16 protein-coding genes are annotated in these 17,932 nt (G+C 68.1%); 11 read left to right on the top strand and 5 right to left on the bottom strand.

Features of this window, described 5'->3' with window-relative positions:
* Positions 1-14: 14 nt before the first annotated feature.
* Together NC4_RS30800 and NC4_RS30795 are read left to right on the top strand one after the other, a co-directional pair.
* Positions 15-575, top strand: a complete 561-nt coding sequence (locus NC4_RS30800; protein WP_067545438.1) for a DUF4334 domain-containing protein — start codon at positions 15-17, stop codon at positions 573-575.
* Between the two features lie 78 nt (positions 576-653).
* The gene (locus tag NC4_RS30795) at positions 654-1,886 is read left to right on the top strand and encodes an FAD-dependent oxidoreductase (RefSeq protein ID WP_067545353.1); all 1,233 of its coding nucleotides are present in this window, start codon (positions 654-656) and stop codon (positions 1,884-1,886) included.
* Positions 1,887-1,918: 32 nt separating this feature from the next.
* Here NC4_RS30795 and NC4_RS30790 read toward each other — a convergent pair whose 3' ends face one another.
* Complete coding sequence (locus NC4_RS30790; protein WP_067545351.1) at positions 1,919-2,806, bottom strand: aldo/keto reductase; 888 nt, start codon at positions 2,804-2,806, stop codon at positions 1,919-1,921.
* A gap of 173 nt (positions 2,807-2,979) precedes the next feature.
* Between NC4_RS30790 and NC4_RS30785 the strand changes: the two genes are divergently transcribed.
* Entirely contained in the window at positions 2,980-4,251 is a 1,272-nt protein-coding gene (locus NC4_RS30785) for an FAD-dependent oxidoreductase (protein ID WP_067545348.1), read from the top strand.
* Here the strand turns inward: NC4_RS30785 and NC4_RS30780 are convergent.
* From NC4_RS30780 to NC4_RS30770, 3 genes are all read right to left on the bottom strand, one after another.
* Positions 4,217-4,843, bottom strand: coding sequence for an alpha-ketoglutarate-dependent dioxygenase AlkB (locus NC4_RS30780; protein WP_067545345.1), 627 nt, complete (start codon positions 4,841-4,843; stop codon positions 4,217-4,219). The genes NC4_RS30785 and NC4_RS30780 overlap by 35 nt on opposite strands.
* A gap of 84 nt (positions 4,844-4,927) precedes the next feature.
* A complete protein-coding gene (locus NC4_RS30775; protein ID WP_067545342.1) occupies positions 4,928-5,812 on the bottom strand; it encodes an alpha/beta fold hydrolase in 885 nt (294 codons plus the stop codon).
* A 46-nt stretch (positions 5,813-5,858) separates the two neighbouring features.
* On the bottom strand, positions 5,859-6,944 hold the full coding sequence (locus tag NC4_RS30770) for a mechanosensitive ion channel family protein (protein WP_067545339.1): 1,086 nt from the start codon (positions 6,942-6,944) through the stop codon (positions 5,859-5,861).
* 324 nt (positions 6,945-7,268) lie between these two features.
* Here NC4_RS30770 and pyrR point away from each other — a divergent pair, with 324 nt between their 5' ends.
* The 8 genes from pyrR to NC4_RS30730 all read left to right on the top strand — a co-directional run bounded on the left by pyrR (position 7,269) and on the right by NC4_RS30730 (position 16,977).
* Positions 7,269-7,907, top strand: coding sequence for a bifunctional pyr operon transcriptional regulator/uracil phosphoribosyltransferase PyrR (gene pyrR / locus NC4_RS30765; protein ID WP_067545435.1), 639 nt, complete (start codon positions 7,269-7,271; stop codon positions 7,905-7,907).
* Positions 7,904-8,869 (top strand): aspartate carbamoyltransferase catalytic subunit, encoded by a 966-nt coding sequence (locus NC4_RS30760; protein WP_067545336.1) that lies wholly within the window; start codon positions 7,904-7,906, stop codon positions 8,867-8,869. The genes pyrR and NC4_RS30760 overlap by 4 nt, the downstream gene beginning before the upstream one ends.
* Before the next feature lie 88 nt (positions 8,870-8,957).
* Positions 8,958-10,286, top strand: a complete 1,329-nt coding sequence (locus NC4_RS30755; protein WP_067545333.1) for a dihydroorotase — start codon at positions 8,958-8,960, stop codon at positions 10,284-10,286.
* Positions 10,287-10,787, top strand: a complete 501-nt coding sequence (locus NC4_RS30750) for a PH-like domain-containing protein (protein ID WP_245722044.1) — start codon at positions 10,287-10,289, stop codon at positions 10,785-10,787. It abuts the gene before it with no gap.
* Entirely contained in the window at positions 10,784-11,899 is a 1,116-nt protein-coding gene (carA, locus tag NC4_RS30745) for a glutamine-hydrolyzing carbamoyl-phosphate synthase small subunit (protein WP_067545331.1), read from the top strand. The genes NC4_RS30750 and carA overlap by 4 nt, the downstream gene beginning before the upstream one ends.
* Entirely contained in the window at positions 11,899-15,204 is a 3,306-nt protein-coding gene (carB, locus tag NC4_RS30740; RefSeq protein ID WP_067545329.1) for a carbamoyl-phosphate synthase large subunit, read from the top strand. Before carA ends, carB begins: the two co-directional genes overlap by 1 nt.
* Before the next feature lie 2 nt (positions 15,205-15,206).
* Positions 15,207-16,031, top strand: a complete 825-nt coding sequence (gene pyrF / locus NC4_RS30735; RefSeq protein WP_067545326.1) for an orotidine-5'-phosphate decarboxylase — start codon at positions 15,207-15,209, stop codon at positions 16,029-16,031.
* A gap of 103 nt (positions 16,032-16,134) precedes the next feature.
* The gene (locus tag NC4_RS30730) at positions 16,135-16,977 is read left to right on the top strand and encodes a patatin-like phospholipase family protein (protein ID WP_067545323.1); all 843 of its coding nucleotides are present in this window, start codon (positions 16,135-16,137) and stop codon (positions 16,975-16,977) included.
* Between the two features lie 20 nt (positions 16,978-16,997).
* Here NC4_RS30730 and NC4_RS30725 read toward each other — a convergent pair whose 3' ends face one another.
* A complete protein-coding gene (locus tag NC4_RS30725; RefSeq protein WP_157555332.1) occupies positions 16,998-17,636 on the bottom strand; it encodes a class I SAM-dependent methyltransferase in 639 nt (212 codons plus the stop codon).
* Between the last annotated feature and the right edge of the window lie 296 nt (positions 17,637-17,932).

Genomic DNA, 17,932 nt, shown 5'->3' with positions numbered 1-17,932 from the left:
AAGGGGAGGTCGGGATGGTTGCCGATGCGGTGGCGGAGGGTGCTGAGCGGCTGCGGGCGCTGATGGCTGGGGGGTGTACTGCGGAGCAGGCGTGGGAGTTGTTCGACAGCTTGCCGACCGTGCGGGTTGGGGAGATCACTACGGGGCGGTGGCGGGGGGATGAGGTTGATACGGGGCATCCGTGGAAGGGGGTGCTGGTCGAATCGGGGTGGTTCGGCAAGCAGTTCGATGCTGCGGATGCGGTGCAGCCGTTGTTGTTCTCGGCGCCGGATGGGGCGGTGTTCGCGGTTGATCCGCGGCGGGTGCCGCTGTTCTTGGCGGGGAAGGTACCGGTGACGGTGTTGCGGCCGGTGCGGCGGGGGCTGGGGGTGTTGCGGTCGGTGTTGGAGACTCGGACGCCTCGGGCTCGGTTGCGGGATCTCGAGTTTCGGGGGAAGAGCAGTGCGGCGATGATTTATGACCATTTGCCGATCATCGATGTATTTCGCAAGGTTGACGGGGGGACGTTGCTGGGGGTGATGGATATGCGGGGGCTGCGGGAGCCGTATTTCTTCGTGTTGTATCGCGACCGGTAGGTCGGGACACGCGGGGCGGGGGCGGGATTCGGCTTACGCTGGTGGGGACCGGTGGTTGGCGCTCGGGAGGGAAGCCCGATGGAAAGCACGACCTGCCTTGTTGTGGGTGGCGGTCCGGCTGGAATGATCTTGGGGCTCTTGCTGGCTCGGGAGGGGGTGGAGGTGACGGTGCTGGAGAAGCATGGGGATTTTCTGCGAGATTTCCGGGGGGACACCGTGCATCCCAGCACACTGGTGCTGCTGGATGAGCTCGGGCTGCGGGAGGATTTCGCGAAACTGCCGCATCGACGTGTGAATTCGATACAGGTGCCGATCGGCGGTCGGATGCAGGCGTTCGCCGGGTTCGAGCATATTCCGGGGCGGTACAAGTACATTGCGCTGGTGCCACAGTGGGATCTGCTGGATCTGCTGGCTCGGGCGGGGGATGCCGAATCGGGATTCCGGCTGCGGATGAATACCGAGGCCATCGATCTGGTGCGTGATCGGGGGCGGGTGACGGGGGTGCGCTATCGGACGAAAGATGGTGCGACGGGGGAGATTCGGGCTGACCTCACGGTGGCGTGCGATGGGCGGAGTTCCACCTTGCGGGCGGCGGCCGCGCTCGGGATACGCAGTTGGCCTACGCCTTTCGATGTGTGGTGGTTCGGAATACCGCGCAATGCCACGGATCCCGCCGGGACCGTTGCGGTACTGACGGCGAACCGCGTTGCCATCATGATCGACCGGGGCGACTATTGGCAGATCGCTGCCCTGCTCGGTAAGGGGGGCGATCCGGAACTGCGGGCGGTCGAGCCGGTTGATGTGATCATGCGCAGCTTGGCCGAGGCTGTGCCGTGGCTGGCGGATCGGGTCGAGGCGGTGTCGTCCTGGGACGATGTGAAGCTGCTCGATGTCAAACTGGATCGGCTCGACCGGTGGTATACCGACGGGCTGCTGTGCATCGGCGATGCGGCGCATGCCATGTCGCCGGTCGGCGGGGTCGGGATCAACCTGGCCATTCAGGACGCTGTGGCGGCTGGGCGCATTCTCGCTCCGAAGCTGCTGTCCCGGACTCTCACGACCGGCGATCTGGCCCGTGTACAACGTCGCCGGATCATGCCGACGGTTGTCACCCAGACCTTCCAGCGCGTGGCGCACGCTCGCGTTATCGCTCCGGCCGTGTCGGGGCAGCTGAATCTGTCGAATGCGCAGCAGTCGCCGTTGGCGTTGCGCCTGTTCCGTCGGATTCCGGTGCTGCGCAGTCTGGTGCCGTTCCTGGTCGGTCGCGGCATCCTGCCCGAACACGCCCCGGACTTCGCCCGCCGACCCTGAGAGCGGGCGAAAAGTCCTGTGGCGGGCGGCGATTACGCGGGTACCCCGACCGGCGCGATGGCGGACAGGCGCGCGAACTGTTCGTCGGACAGTTGCACCGCACCGGCGGCCACGTTCTCCGCGAGGTGCGCCGCCGAGGTGGTGCCGGGAATCGGGAGCAGGGTGGGGGAGCGGTGCAGCAGCCAGGCCAGGGACGTCTGGGCGGGGGTCGCGCCCAGTTCCGCGGCGACTTTGGCGAGGGGACCCTCGGCGGCGGCGTGTGCGCCCATGGCGACCGGGAAGAACGGGATGAACGCGATCCCGTGTGCGGCAGCGTAATCCACGACATCCTCGTGGTGCCGATCGCCGAGGTTGTAGAGGTTCTGCATGCTGGCGATGGGCGCGATCTCGCGGGCCTCCCGCAGTTGGTCGACGGTCGCCTCCGACAGCCCGATGTGCCGGGCCTTGCCCTCGTCGACGAGCTGTTTCGGGGCTCCGATCTGATCCGCGAGCGGTACCGCTGGGTCGATGCGATGCAGCTGCAGCAGATCGATGCGGTCGAGTTTGAGCCGCCGCAGGGATAGTTCGGTCTGCTGTCGCAGGTAGGCCGGGTGACCCAGGGGGACCCACTCGGTGGGTGACGGCCGCAGCACGCCGACCTTGGTCGCGATGACCACATCCTCGCGATACGGATGCAGCGCCTGAGCGACCAGTTCCTCGTTCTCGCCGAGTGCATAGGAGTCCGCGGTGTCGATGAGGTTCACCCCCAGCTCGACCGCGCGCCGCAGCAATCCGGCGGCGGCCTCCCGATTCTCCGGAGCGCGCCAGATATGTCCGGCTCCCGGGTCGAAACCGGGTTCGGGTGCGGCCGCCAGGCGCATGGTGCCGTATCCGATCCGGTTCACCCGCAGATCGCCGCGTAGCTCGAATGTTGCTGACATACCAACCACTCCTGTTGTGACCTTGTCATTGTGGAGCGAATAAACTTTGGTCGTTCCTGTTTCATTCCCGGGCGGGCGGGTGTCCCCGGAAATGGGGGTGGAGCCGTCGCGGGTGAAACCCCTACCATTAGGCGCGACGGGGGTCGGGTGGTGCTCGATGGGGAGGAATCCAAATGGAGCGAACCACATGCGTGGTTGTGGGTGGGGGACCGTCGGGAATATTTCTCGGATTGTTGCTGGCTCGTGGCGGAGTGCAGGCGACCGTTCTCGAGAAGCACGCGGACTTCCTGCGCGACTTTCGCGGTGACACAGTGCATCCCACCACCATGGACCTGCTCGACGAGCTCGGTCTCGGTGAGGAATTCGAGAAGCTGCCGCAGCGGCACGTCAGTGAGGTGCAGGTGCCCGTGGACGGGCGGATGCGGACCTTCGCGTCCATGAAGCATCTGCCATTGCGGCACAAGTACATCGCCATGGTGCCGCAGTGGGATCTGCTCGATCTGCTCGCCCGCGCAGGCGATGCCGAGCCCACCTTTCATCTGCGCATGAATACCGAAGCGACCGGGGTGATCCGGGAACGCGGTCAGGTGGTGGGGGTGGGCTATCGCGGCAGAAACGGTGTGGCGGGCGAGATTCGCGCGGAGCTCACCATTGCCTGCGACGGGCGCTCCTCGGGGTTGGCCGCCTCCGCCGAATTGCCGTCGCGCAGTTGGGAAATACCGTTCGACGTGTGGTGGTTCCGGCTGCCCCGCAATGACGCCGCCGATCCGAGCGGCGATGTGCAGGTGACGGCGGAGCAGATGGTCGTCATGGCCGACCGGGGTGACTACTGGCAGTGTGCGGTCATCATTCCCAAGGGCAGTGACGATTTGCTGCGGCGCGAACCGGTCGCCGATATCACCCGCCGCATGGCCAAAGCCGCGCCCTGGCTGGCCGATCGCGCCGAGGCGCTGCACAGCTGGGGTGAGGTGAAACTCCTGGAGGTGCACCTGAATCGGCTCGACCGGTGGTACACCGACGGCCTGCTGTGCCTGGGCGATGCCGCCCACGCCATGCCACCGCTGGGCGGTGTCGGCATCAATCTCGCCATCCAGGACGCCGTTGCCGCCGCGAGAATCCTGGTGCCCGTATTGCGTTCCCGTCCGCTGACGGTCGCGGACCTGGCCCGCGTGCAACGCCGCCGCGAGTTCCCGGCCGCCGTCACCCAGCGCATGCAGCGCGCCATGCACTCCGCGGTGGTGAAACGCGCGCTCGCCGATGCCATTCGCGGCCCGGACGCCGCGCAGGCCCCGCCATTGCTGCGCATCCTGCGTCATATTCCGGTCGTACGGTCGATCCCGTTGTTCATGGCCACTCGGGGCGTAAGACCGGAGCATGCGCCCGATTTCGCGCGTCGGCCCGCTCGTGCGGTCACCAGACCCCTTGTGGCCGAAACTGAATACTGATTCGCGGCCCCACCGGCCGCCGTGTCTTCGGGACCGCGTGCTCCCAGGTGCGCTGGCAGGACCCGCCCATCACGATGAGATCCCCGTGCCCGAGCGGGTACCGAATGCTGCCCCCGCCACCGCGCGGCCGCAGCGCCAGCACCCGCGGCGCGCCCACCGACACGATGGCGACCATGGTGTCGGTGGTCGCCCCGCGCCCGAAGGTGTCGCCGTGCCAGGCGACGCTGTCGTTCCCGTCCCGATAGTAGCACAGCCCGGCCGTCACGAACGGCTCTCCGAGCTCGTCGCGATAGTGCTCGCTCAGGGCCTCCCGCGCCTGTGTCAGCACCGGATCGGGCAACTCCTGCCCCTCCTTGTACGAGCACAGCAGCCGCGGCACATCGACCACCCGGTCGTACATGGCCCGCCGATCCGCCCGCCACGGCACCTCGGCCACGAGCGTGTCGAACAACAGATCGGCCCCGCTCAGCCACCCGGGCAGCACATCGATCCACGCCCCGGCGCCGAGTTCGGTGCGCCGGATTCCGTCCAGCGTCCCCGGCTCGGCCTCGCCGAACCCATCGAGCAGTGATCCCTGTAGCGGTGTCGCCATGCCGCAGAATCTACCAAACTTCGAACAAAGGTTCGAAGAGGTTGGCGAGCGGAATTCGGACCTGTACCTTGCCGCCGCGGTCGCTCAGCTGCCGCTCACGTGGCCGCGCACGAAATCGACCACGGCATCGGTGAACTCGTCATTGGCGTCGCTGGCGGCGGTGTGCGCGGCCGCGCCGATCTCGGCGTATTCGGCGTTCGGGACCAGGGCGCGGAAGGCGTCGACGCCCGCCTGGCTCACCACGTCCGAGAGCGCGCCGCGCACCAGTAGCACGGGAATCGTCAGGTTGCGCGCGGCGTCCTCGAGGACAGTGCTGTGCAGGTCGATATCCTCGGTGCGGCCGGACATCATGGCCGGATCCCAGTGCCAGTACCAGCGGCCGTCGGCGCGCTGCCGCAGATTGCGTTGCAACCCTTCGGGATTGCGCGGCCGCCGCCGGTGCGGCAGGTAGGCGGCCACGGCGTCGGCGGCCTCCTCGAGGGTGGCGAAGCCCTCGGGATGGCCGCTGAGGAAGTTGAGCACGCGCTCCACGCCCGCGCGTTCCGGTCGCGGCACCACATCGACGAGCACGAGTCCGGTAATGCGGTCGTGGCGCGCGTGCGCGGTGGCGAGCAGGCCGGTGAGCCCGCCCATGCTGGCGCCCACCACGAAGGCGGGCCGCCCGAGCTGGTCGATCACGCCCATCAGATCCTCGACCATGGCCTCGCGCCGGTAGTTGCCGTCCGGCGCCCAGTCGCTGTCGCCGTGCCCGCGCGCATCCAGTAACACCGCCCGCATGCCCGCCTTCGCCAGCGCGAGGCCGGAGTCCTTCCATGAGTGGCGGGTCTGTCCGCCGCCGTGCAGGAAGGCCACGAGCGGTCCGTCTTCGGGCCCCCAGCTGTCGGCGGCGAGCGAGATTCCCCCGAATCCGCGGAAGGTCATGCGGACGGGGTCGTTCCAGGCGGCGTCATTGCTCACGTCATCGAGCATGGCACAGGGCGATATACGGTGTATAGCCCGATCTTGTCCGAGGCGGTCAGTGCTCGGCGTCGACCGCGGCGGTGAGCGTGAGATCGGCGGTCGCGTCCAGCAGCGGGCCGCTCAGTCCCGAATTCAAGTGCAGTACGCGCATCGGGTACGGAATGACGATGCCCTCTTGCCGGTAGCGCCGGTGGAGGGCCTTGATGAATTCGCTGACCAGCAGGTACTGGTCCTCGTAATTGCGGGTGCGCAGGATGACCCGGAACTCGATGCCATTGTCGCCGAAGGTGTGGAAACGGACTCGGGGGTCAGCGGAGGCGAAACTGCAGTCGAGTTCCTGCATGACGCGTTTGGCGATTTCGAGGGTCACCGCCTCGACGTGCTCGAGGTCGCTGTCGTAGCTGGTGCTGACCTCCACCGTGATGGCCATGTCCTGATCGGGGCGGTGGTAGTTGGTCAGGATGGCCTCGGCGAACTTGCGATTGGGCACGATGATGTAGTTGCCCGGAATGTCCTGGATCGTGGTGGTCCGCCAGTTCACATCGCTGACCCACCCGACGTCGCCGGTATCGAGCTTCACGAAATCGCCCGGACTCACCGTCTTCGGGGCCAGGATGTGCACGCCCGCGAAGAGATTGGCGAGGGTGCCCTCCAGGGCGAGCGCGATGGCGAGCGCGCCGATGCCGAGCGCGCCGAGCAGCGGAGTGATCTGGACGCCCGCGCTGTCGAGGGTGATGAGCAGGCCCAGCACCAGCACGATGGCCTTGGTGATGGTGGAGAACAGGCTCACCGATCCCGCGACCCCGGTAATGCGGCGGGCAATGGAGATGACGACCTCGGCGGCCAGCCGGGCGACCGCGAAGGTGATGGCGAGCATGAGCGCTGCGCTGAGAATGCGGCGCAGCATCTCCGGTGAGAACGGCAGTCCGGTCGGCATCGATACCGCGATCATCAGGCCGACCAGGGAGCAGACCGGGACCGCGAGATCACGGGCCAGACCGAAGGCCATGCGGTAGGCGGCGCGGGCCTGGATCGAGGACTTCGCTTCGAGGCGATCGACCAGTCGGCGCAGTGCGATACCCACCAGCGGACCGGCGACGGCGAAGGCGGCGGCGATCGCCCAGATGACCGGTTTGTTCATTGTGAGATTCCTCCCAGCATCCGGTGATGACGGTGGACCCCATGCAAACCAAACGTTCGGATCATAGCTGCGGGGTAGCTATCTCCGGCGCATCGGCCGTGGCAATCTGTGCGGGCGAATCCGCTGGTGCCGGGCGTGCGCAGCCCCGATCCGGACGAACTGGCCGGTCGCCGCCCGGCCGGTGGCGGCCGATCGCCGCGGCCCGCGCGAGCGCCGGTTGCCACAGGGGTGCGGTGCGTTCGCCTCACGGCGGCGCTGCTAGGCTCGCTAGCCGAAAAGACATCCTTTAACGGACCGTCCGGTGAGGCGGGGAAGGAGGTCGACATGGCTGTGCCCGAAGACCGGGCGGCCAAGTCGAGCGCTGCCGAATACTCGCAGCGGCACGACCCGGAACAGGTTCAGGCCGGACGCGAGCTGCTGTCCGATTCCGATGTGGGCCGGACCATTGCGCGCATGGCGCACCAGATCATCGAGAAGACCGCGCTCGATTGCGGCGATCCGAACGCCGCGCGCGTTGTTCTCGTCGGAATCCCCACCCGCGGCACCACTCTCGCCACCCGCCTGGCGAACAAGATCGAAGAGTTCGCCGGTGTGCGCCCCGCCATGGGCTCCCTCGACATCACCCTCTACCGCGACGACCTGCGCTCGCGCCCGCATCGCCCGCTGGAACGCACCTCGGTGCCCGAGGGCGGCATCGAGGACGCGCTGGTCGTGCTCGTCGACGATGTCCTGTTCTCCGGCCGCACCGTGCGCTCCGCCCTGGACGGCCTGCGGGATCTGGGCCGCCCGCGCGCGGTGCAGCTGGCGGTGCTCATCGACCGCGGCCATCGCGAACTGCCCATTCGCGCCGACTACGTCGGCAAGAACGTGCCCACCGCGCGCACCGAGGACATCTCGGTGCTGCTGCGCGAGCACGACGGGCGTGACGGCGTGTATCTGCGACAGGAGGGCGAGGACCAGTGAAGCATCTGCTGTCGGTCACCGATCTGGACCGCGCCGCCGCCACCGGACTGCTGGACGAGGCCGAACGCTTCGAGCAGGCGCTGCTCGGGCGCGAGGTCAAGAAGCTGCCGACGCTGCGCGGCCGCACCGTCATGACGGTGTTCTTCGAGAACTCCACCCGCACCCGCGTCTCCTTCGAGGTCGCCGGGAAGTGGATGAGCGCCGACGTCATCAATGTGAGCGCGTCGAGTTCCTCTGTCTCCAAGGGTGAATCGCTGCTCGACACCGCGCTGACCCTGCACGCCGCGGGCGCGGACGCGCTCATCGTGCGGCATCCGGCCTCGGGCGCCGCGCATCAGATCGCGCGCTGGTTCGCCGAGATGACCGATAAGAGCGGCGGTTACAACGGTCCCGGTCCGTCGATCATCAATGCCGGTGACGGCATGCACGAGCATCCGACCCAGGCGCTGCTGGACGCGCTGACCCTGCGCCAGCGTCTCGGCGATCTCGAGGGCAAGCGCATCGTGCTGGTCGGCGACATCCTGCACAGCCGGGTCGCGCGCTCGAACGCCTTCCTACTCAGCACTCTCGGCGCGGAAGTGGTCCTGGTCGCCCCGCGCACACTGCTGCCGGTGGGCGTCGATGCCTGGCTGGTGCGCATCTCGCACTCCCTGGATGCCGAACTGCCCGGCGCGGACGCGGTCATGATGCTGCGCGTGCAGGCCGAGCGCATGAACGGCGGCTTCTTCCCCTCGGCGCGGGAGTACTCGATCAACTACGGCCTGAACGAGCGCCGCCTCGGCATGCTCGACGAGCACGCGGTGGTGCTGCACCCCGGACCCATGCTGCGCGGTATGGAGATCGCGTCGGCGGTCGCCGATTCCCCCAAAGCGGCTGTGCTGCAACAGGTCAACAACGGAGTCCATATGCGCATGGCGGTGCTGTTCCGCCTGCTGGTCGGAACGGATGAGGTGGTCGCATGATCGGGTCAGGCTCGGAGGCGCCGCTCCACCTCTCTGCGCTTGCCTGCGTAACCACGGAGGTCCCCCGAGCATGCGAGAAGGAGACAGCATGACCGACGTGCTGATCAAGAACGTCCGTCTCTACGGTGAGGGCGAGCCGGTCGACGTGCTGCTCGCCGACGGCGAGATCCGGCAGATCGGCGCGGGACTGAACGCCGCGGACGCCGAGATCGTCGAGGGCGCGGGCCAGTACCTGCTGCCGGGCTTCATCGACCTGCACACCCACCTGCGCGAGCCGGGCCGCGAGGACACCGAGACCATCGACTCCGGTTCCGCCGCAGCGGCTCTCGGCGGCTACACCGCCGTATTCGCCATGGCCAACACCAACCCGGTCGCCGACTCCGCCGTGGTCACCGACCACGTGTGGCGGCGCGGGCAGGAGGTCGGCCTGGTCGACGTGTACCCGGTCGGTGCGGTCACCGTCGGCCTCCAAGGCAAGCAGCTCGCCGAAATGGGCACCATGGCCCAGAGTGTCGGCGCGGTGCGCATGTTCTCCGACGACGGCCACTGCGTCTACGACCCGCTGATCATGCGTCGCGCCCTGGAGTACGCGAACTCCCTGGGCGTGCTCATCGCCCAGCACGCCGAGGAGCCGCGCCTGACCGAAGGCGCCGTGGCGCACGAGGGTCCGACCGCCGCCCGCCTGGGCCTGGCCGGATGGCCGCGCGCCGCCGAGGAGTCCATCGTGGCCCGCGACGCGCTGCTGGCCCGCGATGCCGGTGCGCGCGTGCACATCTGCCACGCCTCCACCGCGGGCACCGTCGAACTGCTGAAATGGGCCAAGGCCCAGGGTATTTCGATCACCGCCGAGGTCACCCCGCACCACCTGCTCCTCGATGACTCGCGCCTGGAGACCTACGACGCGGTCAACCGCGTGAACCCGCCGCTGCGCGAATCCTCCGATGTGGCCGCCCTGCGCCAGGCCCTGGCCGAGGGCGTCATCGACTGTGTCGCCACCGATCACGCCCCGCACGCCGAACAGGACAAGTGCTGCGAGTTCGCCGCCGCCCGCCCCGGCATGCTGGGTCTGGAGACCGCGCTGTCGATCATCGTGGAGACCATGGTCCGCCCCGGCCTGCTGGACTGGCGCGGTGTGGCAAAGGTCATGAGCGAGAACCCGGCGCGCATTGCCGGCCTCGTTGACCAGGGCCGTCCCCTCGAGGTCGGCGAGCCCGCCAATCTGGTGCTCATCGACCCTGATGCGGAATGGACCGTCCGCAGCAAGGATTTGGCGAGTATCGCCAACAACACGCCGTTCGAGTCGATGACCCTGCCCGCGAAGGTGACCTCCACCTTCCTGCGCGGCGCCATCACCGCACGTGACGGCAAAGTCCTTGCCGGGGAGGCTCGGCGGGCGGGGAACCGAGGAGGACCGTAAATGGAGCTGGAGCGATGGCTGTGGATCATCGGGCTGCTCGCGCTGTTCGTACTGACCCTGTGGGGCATGTACCGCGCGTGGACCGGGCGAGCCAAGCGCCAGGCGGCGACGATCGGTGAGCTCCCGGCGGTGCCCGCGGACTGCGGTGCGCAGCTGCTGGAGCCGACCACCGGCCTCTACCTCGGCAGCACCCTCGCCCCGAGCTGGATTCAGCGAATCACGGTGGGCGACTTGGGCTTCCGGGCGACAGCCGAACTGACCCGGTTCGAACGCGGCATCCTGCTCGAGCGTGACGGCGCGGCCACGATCTGGATTTCCCAGGAGTCCATCACCGCCGTGCGCGCCGAGCGCGGGCATGCCGGAAAAGTAATGACGGAAGATGGTGTGCTGGTAATTCGCTGGAAATTGGCGACCGGAACCGAGGTGGACACCGGGTTCCGGGGCGACGACAAGACGGTGTATCCGGCATGGACCGGTGCGATGACGGGAGAAGAGGCATGAGCGGCAATACGGCGGTGATGGTGCTCGAAGACGGCCGCGTGTTCCGCGGGACGACCTTCGGCGCCGTCGGACAGACCCTGGGCGAGGCGGTGTTCTGCACCGCGATGACCGGCTACCAGGAGACCCTCACCGACCCCAGCTACGACCGCCAGATCGTGGTGGCCACGGCCCCGCAGATCGGCAATACGGGCTGGAACGACGAGGACGACGAATCGCAGCAGATCTGGGTCGCCGGGTACGCCGTGCGCGACCCTTCGCGCCGCGCCTCCAACTGGCGCGCGAACCGCACGCTGCAGGCGGAGCTGGAGAACCAGAACATCGTCGGCATTGCGGGCATCGACACCCGCGCCCTGGTGCGGCACCTGCGCACCCGCGGCTCCATGAAGGCGGGCATCTTCTCCGGCGATCAGCTCGCCGATATCGACGAGCTGCTGGCCCGCGTGAACGGTCGGCCCTCCATGCTGGGCGCGGACCTGGCCGGTGAGGTCTCCACCAAGGAGATGTACACCATCGAGCCGGTCGGCGACGCCCGATTCACCGTTGTCGCAGTCGATCTCGGCATCAAGGCCAACACCCCGCGCATGTTCGCCGAGCGCGGCATGCGGGTGCACGTGGTCCCGTCCAACGTGACCCTGGACCAGATCAAGGAACTCAACCCCGACGGTGTGTTCCTGTCCAACGGCCCGGGCGACCCGGCCACCCAGGACGATGCCGTGGCCCTCACCCAGGGCGTGCTGTCGGAGGGCCTGCCGCTGTTCGGCATCTGCTTCGGCAACCAGATCCTGGGCCGCGCCCTGGGCCGCAAGACCTACAAGATGAAGTTCGGCCACCGCGGCATCAATATCCCGGTCATCGAGCACCACTCCGGTCGTATCTCGATCACCGCGCAGAACCACGGCTTCGCCCTGGAAGGCGAGGCGGGGGAGCAGTTCGACACCCCCTTCGGCCGCGCCGAGGTCTCGCACACCTGCGCCAACGACGGCACCGTCGAGGGCCTGAACCTCATTGACGGCAAGGCGTTCTCGGTGCAGTACCACCCCGAGGCCGCCGCCGGACCGCACGACGCCGCCTACCTGTTCGACCGCTTTGCCATGCTGATGGAAGGAGCCTGATGCCACGCCGCACCGATCTCAACCACATCCTGGTGATCGGCTCGGGCCCGATCGTCATCGGCCAGGCTTGCGAGTTCGACTACTCCGGCACCCAGGCGTGCCGCGTCCTCAAGTCCGAGGGCCTGCGCGTGTCGCTGGTCAACTCCAACCCGGCGACCATCATGACCGACCCGGAGTTTGCCGACTCGACCTATGTCGAGCCGATCACCTGGGAATTCGTCGAGAAGGTCATTGCCAAGGAGCGCCCCGACGCCATCCTCGCCACCCTCGGCGGGCAGACCGCGCTCAATTGCGCTGTCGCCCTGCACGAGAACGGCATTCTGGAGAAGTACAACGTCGAGCTCATCGGCGCCGACTTCGAGGCCATCCAGCGCGGTGAGGACCGCCAGAAGTTCAAGGACATCGTCGCCAAGGTCGGCGGCGAATCCGCGCGCTCCAAGGTCTGTTACACCATGGCCGAGGTCCGCGAAACCGTTGCGGAACTGGGTTTCCCGGTGGTCGTGCGCCCGTCGTTCACCATGGGCGGCCTGGGCTCCGGTATGGCCTACAACCACGAGGATCTCGATCGCATCGCCGGTGGCGGCCTGGCCGCCTCGCCGACCGCGAACGTGCTCATCGAGGAATCCATCCTGGGCTGGAAGGAATTCGAGCTCGAGCTCATGCGCGACCGCAATGACAATGTGGTCATCGTCTGCTCGATCGAGAATGTGGACCCGATGGGCGTGCACACCGGTGACTCGGTCACCGTCGCCCCGGCCATGACCCTCACCGACCGCGAATACCAGAAGATGCGCGATCTGGGCATCGCCATCCTGCGCGAGGTCGGCGTCGACACCGGCGGCTGCAATATCCAGTTCGCCATCGACCCCACCGACGGCCGTCTCATCGTCATCGAGATGAACCCGCGTGTGTCCCGGTCCTCCGCATTGGCTTCCAAGGCAACGGGTTTCCCGATCGCCAAGATCGCCGCCAAGCTGGCCATCGGCTACACCCTCGACGAGATCGTCAACGACATCACCAAGGAGACCCCGGCCTGTTTCGAGCCCACGCTCGACTATGTGGTCGTCAAGGCTCCGCGCTTCGCCTTCGAGAAGTTCCCCGGCGCCGACACCACGCTGACCACCACCATGAAGTCGGTCGGTGAGGCGATGTCGCTGGGCCGCAACTTCTCCGAGGCCCTGGGCAAGGTGCTGCGCTCGCTCGAGAGCAAGGCCGCGGGCTTCTGGACCCAGCCCGACGGCGAGTGGACCGATCCGCAGGCCATTCTCGACGATCTGAAGGTGCCGACCGAGGGTCGCATCTACCAGGTGGAACGCGCGCTGCGCCTGGGCGCGAGCATCGAGGACACCGCCGCCGCCTCCGGCATCGACCCGTGGTTCGTGGCCGAGGTCGCCGGACTGGTGGAGCTGCGCCAGGAGATCATCGACGCCGCCGTGCTGGACGAGCCGCTGCTGCGCACCGCCAAGCATTACGGCCTGTCCGATCGCCAGATCGCTTCGCTGCGACCGGAACTCGCGGGCGAGGACGGCGTGCGGGCGCTGCGCCACCGGCTCGGCATCCGGCCGGTGTTCAAGACCGTCGACACCTGCGCCGCCGAATTCGAGGCCAAGACCCCGTACCACTACTCGGCCTACGAGCTCGATCCCGCCGCGGAATCCGAGGTCGCGCCGCAGCGGGAGCGCGAGAAGGTCATCATCCTGGGCTCCGGCCCGAACCGCATCGGCCAGGGCATCGAGTTCGACTACTCGTGTGTGCACGCGGCGCAGACGCTGCCGGAGGCGGGTTTCGAGACCATCATGGTCAACTGCAACCCGGAGACCGTGTCGACCGACTACGACACCGCCGATCGCCTCTACTTCGAGCCGCTCACCTTCGAGGACGTGCTCGAGGTGTACCACGCCGAAACCGAGTCCGGGACCGTCACCGGCGTCATCTGCCAGCTCGGCGGCCAGACCCCGCTGGGCCTGGCGCAGCGCCTGACCGATGCGGGCGTCCCGGTGGTCGGCACCTCCGCCGCCGCCATCGACCTGGCCGAGGACCGCGCCGAATTCGGTGATGTCCTTGTGGCAGCGGGTCTTCCGGCGCCGAAGTACGGCACCGCCACCACCTTCACCGCCGCCAAGAAGATCGCCGCCGAGATCGGCTACCCGGTGCTGGTGCGCCCGTCCTACGTGCTGGGCGGCCGCGGTATGGAGATCGTCTACGACGAGGCCACCCTCGAGGGCTACATCTCCCGCGCCACCGATATCAGCCCGGATCGCCCGGTGCTCATCGACCGGTTCCTGGAAGACGCCATCGAGATCGACGTCGACGCCCTGTGCGACGGCGACGAGGTCTACCTGGGCGGCGTCATGGAGCACATCGAGGAGGCCGGTATCCACTCCGGTGACTCCGCGTGCGCGCTCCCGCCGATCACCCTGGGCCGCAGCGATATCGAGGCGGTCCGGCGTTCGACGGCGGCGCTCGCCAAGGGCATCGGAGTCAAGGGCCTGCTGAACGTCCAGTACGCGCTCAAGGACGATGTGCTCTACGTCCTCGAGGCCAACCCGCGCGCCAGCCGCACCGTGCCGTTCGTCTCCAAGGCCACCGCGGTGTCGCTCGCCAAGGCGGCCGCTCGGATCGCGCTGGGCGCCACCATCGCCGAACTCCGCAAGGAGGGCCTGCTCCCGGCCGAGGGCGACGGCGGCCACGCCCCGTTCGACGCGCCGGTCGCGGTCAAGGAAGCGGTCCTGCCCTTCCACCGCTTCCGCCGCCCGGACGGCTCCGGCATCGACTCTTTGCTGTCGCCGGAGATGAAGTCCACCGGCGAGGTCATGGGCATCGACGCCGATTTCGGCACCGCCTTCGCCAAGTCGCAGGCGGGCGCTTACGGTTCGCTGCCGACCGAGGGCACCGCCTTCGTGTCCATCGCCAACCGCGACAAGCGCGCCATGGTGTTCCCGGTCAAGCGCCTGCACGATCTGGGCTTCCGCATCCTGGCCACCGACGGCACCGCGGAAATGCTGCGCCGCAACGGTATTCCGTGCGAGAGGGTGCGCAAGCACTCCGAGGACAGCGCCGACCAGCCGAGCATCGTGGACATGATCCGCGACGGTGAGGTCGATATCGTCTTCAACATCCCGTACGGCAACAACGGCCCCCGCGTGGACGGCTACGAGATCCGCACCGCCGCGGTCGGCGCGAACATCCCCTGCATCACCACCGTCCAGGGCGCGGCGGCCGCCGTGCAGGGCATCGAGGCCACCATCAACGGCGGCATCGGGGTGCGGTCCCTGCAGGAACTCCACGCCACCCTGCGGGGCTGATCATGACGACATTCGGTGTGCAGCTGCGGGAGTCGATGGCCGAGCACGGTCCGCTGTGCGTGGGCATCGACCCGCACCCGCCGCTGCTGCGGGCCTGGGGACTGAGCGAGGACGTAGACGGCCTGGCGCAGTTCACCGACGCCTGCGTCGCGGCCTTCGCCGGACGCGTGGCCTTGGTGAAGCCCCAGGTGGCCTTCTTCGAGACCTACGGCTCCGGCGGTATCGCCGTTCTCGAGGAAGCCATCGCCACCCTGCGCGCCGCGGGCACCCTGGTGCTCGCGGACGCCAAGCGCGGCGATATCGGCTCCACCATGGACGCCTACGCCCACGCCTGGCTCGGTAACGGCCCCCTGGCCAGTGATGCGGTCACCGTCTCCCCGTACCTCGGATTCGGTTCCCTCGCACCGGCTCTGGAGCTGGCGCGGTTGAACAACCGCGGCGTCTTCGTGCTCTCCGCCACCTCGAATCCCGAAGGGGCGGAGCTGCAGCGCATCACCGGCCCGGACGGCCGCACCATCGCCCAGCGCATGGTCGACGACGCGGCCGCGGTCAACAAGGGCACGGACTTCGGTTCCGTCGGCGTCGTCATCGGCGCCACCCTCACCGAGGCTCCCGACCTGTCCGCCCTCAACGGACCGATCCTCATGCCGGGTGTGGGCGCGCAGGGCGGCGGCGCGGACTCCATCCGCAAGCTGGTGCCCGCATCGGACCTGGGTGCCGTCGTGCCCAATGTCTCCCGCGAGGTCCTGAAGTCCGGTCCGTCGGTCGCCGCGCTGCAAGAACGCGTGGCCGAACTGACCGACGAATTCGCCTTCCTGCAGCGCTGATTCGTTTCGCGGCGGCCTGTCCTCCTGCGTGGGGACAGGCCGTTCGCCGTATCCGGACGGTGGAAAACCCCAACCGGAGAGGACAGTCCGGTACCGTGAGGGCATGTCTGCCGCGTTGCCGCCCAACGGATCTCGTCACACCCTCGTCCTCGGTGGGGGAGGTGCGGTCGGAATCTGCTGGATGGCGGGCCTGGTCACCGGGTTGCGCGATGCCGGTGTCGATCTCGCCCTCGCCGACAAGATCATCGGAACATCCGCTGGCGCGGTCGTGGGGGCCGTGCTGGCCGACGACGCCGATATGGGGCGATTGCTGATGCCGACTCCCGAGGAGGGAGCGCCGATCGCCGCGGACCAATCCGGATTCATGGAGATCATGGGCATTCTCATGACCTCCGGCCTGGAACCGGCCGAAGCCCGCAGGCGTGCGGGCGCCCGGACGCTGGAGATGGATCTCGGCGATCCGGCCGACCATATCGGCCGCATAAGCGGTCTGGTCGGCACCGACGAATGGCCGCGCATCGACCTGGAAGTCACCAGTATCGACATCGCGACCGGCGAACTCCGGGTGTGGACCCGTGCGGACGAGGTGCCGCTGTCCGCGGCTCTCGCCGCGAGCACCTGCGTCCCGGGCGTCTTCCCGCCCATCCCGATCGACGGCCGTCGTTACTTCGACGGCGGTCTGCGCACCTCGATCAATGCCGATCTCGCCGTGTGCGCGGAGGTGATCGTCGTGGTCGAGCCGCTGGCCCATTTGTTCCCGCGGGGTGCTCGCGATACCGAACTCGGCAGCGCCACATCGCTGTTCATCGCGCCCGACGCCGAGTCCATCGCGGCGATGGGGTACGACCTGTTCAGCGCCGCGGCGTTCCAGCCCGCCTATGAGGCGGCGGTCCGCCAGGCCGGGGAAGCGGCGGCGGATCTGAAGGCGATCTGGCCGACCCGCTGACGGTGGATGCGCCCGGGCGCCTACTTCGGCGTGGCGATGAGTAGGCGGGCGGGGATCGGCTTCTGCGGCAGGTCGCGGCGCTCGACCGTGCAGCCTGCGGCCTCCAGGGCGTCGACCACCTCGGAGACCGGGCGGAGTGTGAATCCGTATGGGGTGAATGGCATTTTGGCCATGGCATCCGGGTCGCCTATGCCGATGACCAGTCGTCCGCCGGGGCGGACCACGCGCACCAGTTCGGCCACGGCGGCGGGCAGGTCCGGGACGAAGTAGATCGTATTGACCGTGATGGCGGCGTCCAGGCCGTCGTCGGGGAGCGGTAGCGCGGTCATCGAGCCCTCGGCCAGGCGCAGCCGTCCGGTGGCGAGATCGCCCGCGTGGCGGGATCGCGCTCGGGTCAGCATGTCCGGTGAGATTTCGATGCCGTGCACGGCGCCGTCCACGCCGACTCGCCCTAGCAGCAGGTGGAGACCTGCGCCGCCGCCGAATCCGATATCGGCGGCGGTGGTGCCGGTGGTGAGGTCGGCGGCCTCGACCGCGGCCGTGATCACGGCGAGGTTGCCGCGGTTGAGCAGCAGGGCAACGCCTTTGCCGAGCAGGCCGTGCGGATTGCCGAGCTGTCCGGCGATGGTCGCGAGCAGGCGGTCGCGGACGGTGGTCATGGGGGACATCGTAGCGGGGGCGGGGGGTGAGGTTTTACGCGTGGGAGATGGGGTGGGTGACTGTTGGTGGACGAAATCTGTTAGCTGCTAGAAGATTTCGCGTCTGGAGCGGTATTGGCTGTGTTTGATTTGTGGGGGCGGGCCCCCACACCCCCCGCAGGGGCTAGCCCCCGCACCCCCACAAGGGGCTCCGCCCCTTGACCCCGATGACAGTTGGGGGGATCGCGGGTGGGGGCGACCGCGGGGTGACGGGATCGCGGGGTGAGGGGATCGCGGGGTGAGGGGATCGCGGGGTG

It is taken from the genome of Nocardia crassostreae, assembly GCF_001613405.1.
GTDB lineage: Bacteria > Actinomycetota > Actinomycetes > Mycobacteriales > Mycobacteriaceae > Nocardia > Nocardia crassostreae.
This window is presented reverse-complemented; position numbering and strand designations above follow the sequence as displayed.

Coding starts and splice junctions, on each gene's coding strand:
- NC4_RS30800 (WP_067545438.1), top strand. CDS start 15: ATGGTTGCCGATGCGGTGGCGGAGGGTGCTGAGCGGCTGCGGGCGCTG.
- NC4_RS30795 (WP_067545353.1), top strand. CDS start 654: ATGGAAAGCACGACCTGCCTTGTTGTGGGTGGCGGTCCGGCTGGAATG.
- NC4_RS30790 (WP_067545351.1), bottom strand. CDS start 2,806: ATGTCAGCAACATTCGAGCTACGCGGCGATCTGCGGGTGAACCGGATC.
- NC4_RS30785 (WP_067545348.1), top strand. CDS start 2,980: ATGGAGCGAACCACATGCGTGGTTGTGGGTGGGGGACCGTCGGGAATA.
- NC4_RS30780 (WP_067545345.1), bottom strand. CDS start 4,843: ATGGCGACACCGCTACAGGGATCACTGCTCGATGGGTTCGGCGAGGCC.
- NC4_RS30775 (WP_067545342.1), bottom strand. CDS start 5,812: ATGCTCGATGACGTGAGCAATGACGCCGCCTGGAACGACCCCGTCCGC.
- NC4_RS30770 (WP_067545339.1), bottom strand. CDS start 6,944: ATGAACAAACCGGTCATCTGGGCGATCGCCGCCGCCTTCGCCGTCGCC.
- pyrR (WP_067545435.1), top strand. CDS start 7,269: ATGGCTGTGCCCGAAGACCGGGCGGCCAAGTCGAGCGCTGCCGAATAC.
- NC4_RS30755 (WP_067545333.1), top strand. CDS start 8,958: ATGACCGACGTGCTGATCAAGAACGTCCGTCTCTACGGTGAGGGCGAG.
- NC4_RS30750 (WP_245722044.1), top strand. CDS start 10,287: ATGGAGCTGGAGCGATGGCTGTGGATCATCGGGCTGCTCGCGCTGTTC.
- carA (WP_067545331.1), top strand. CDS start 10,784: ATGAGCGGCAATACGGCGGTGATGGTGCTCGAAGACGGCCGCGTGTTC.
- carB (WP_067545329.1), top strand. CDS start 11,899: ATGCCACGCCGCACCGATCTCAACCACATCCTGGTGATCGGCTCGGGC.
- pyrF (WP_067545326.1), top strand. CDS start 15,207: ATGACGACATTCGGTGTGCAGCTGCGGGAGTCGATGGCCGAGCACGGT.
- NC4_RS30730 (WP_067545323.1), top strand. CDS start 16,135: ATGTCTGCCGCGTTGCCGCCCAACGGATCTCGTCACACCCTCGTCCTC.
- NC4_RS30725 (WP_157555332.1), bottom strand. CDS start 17,636: ATGACCACCGTCCGCGACCGCCTGCTCGCGACCATCGCCGGACAGCTC.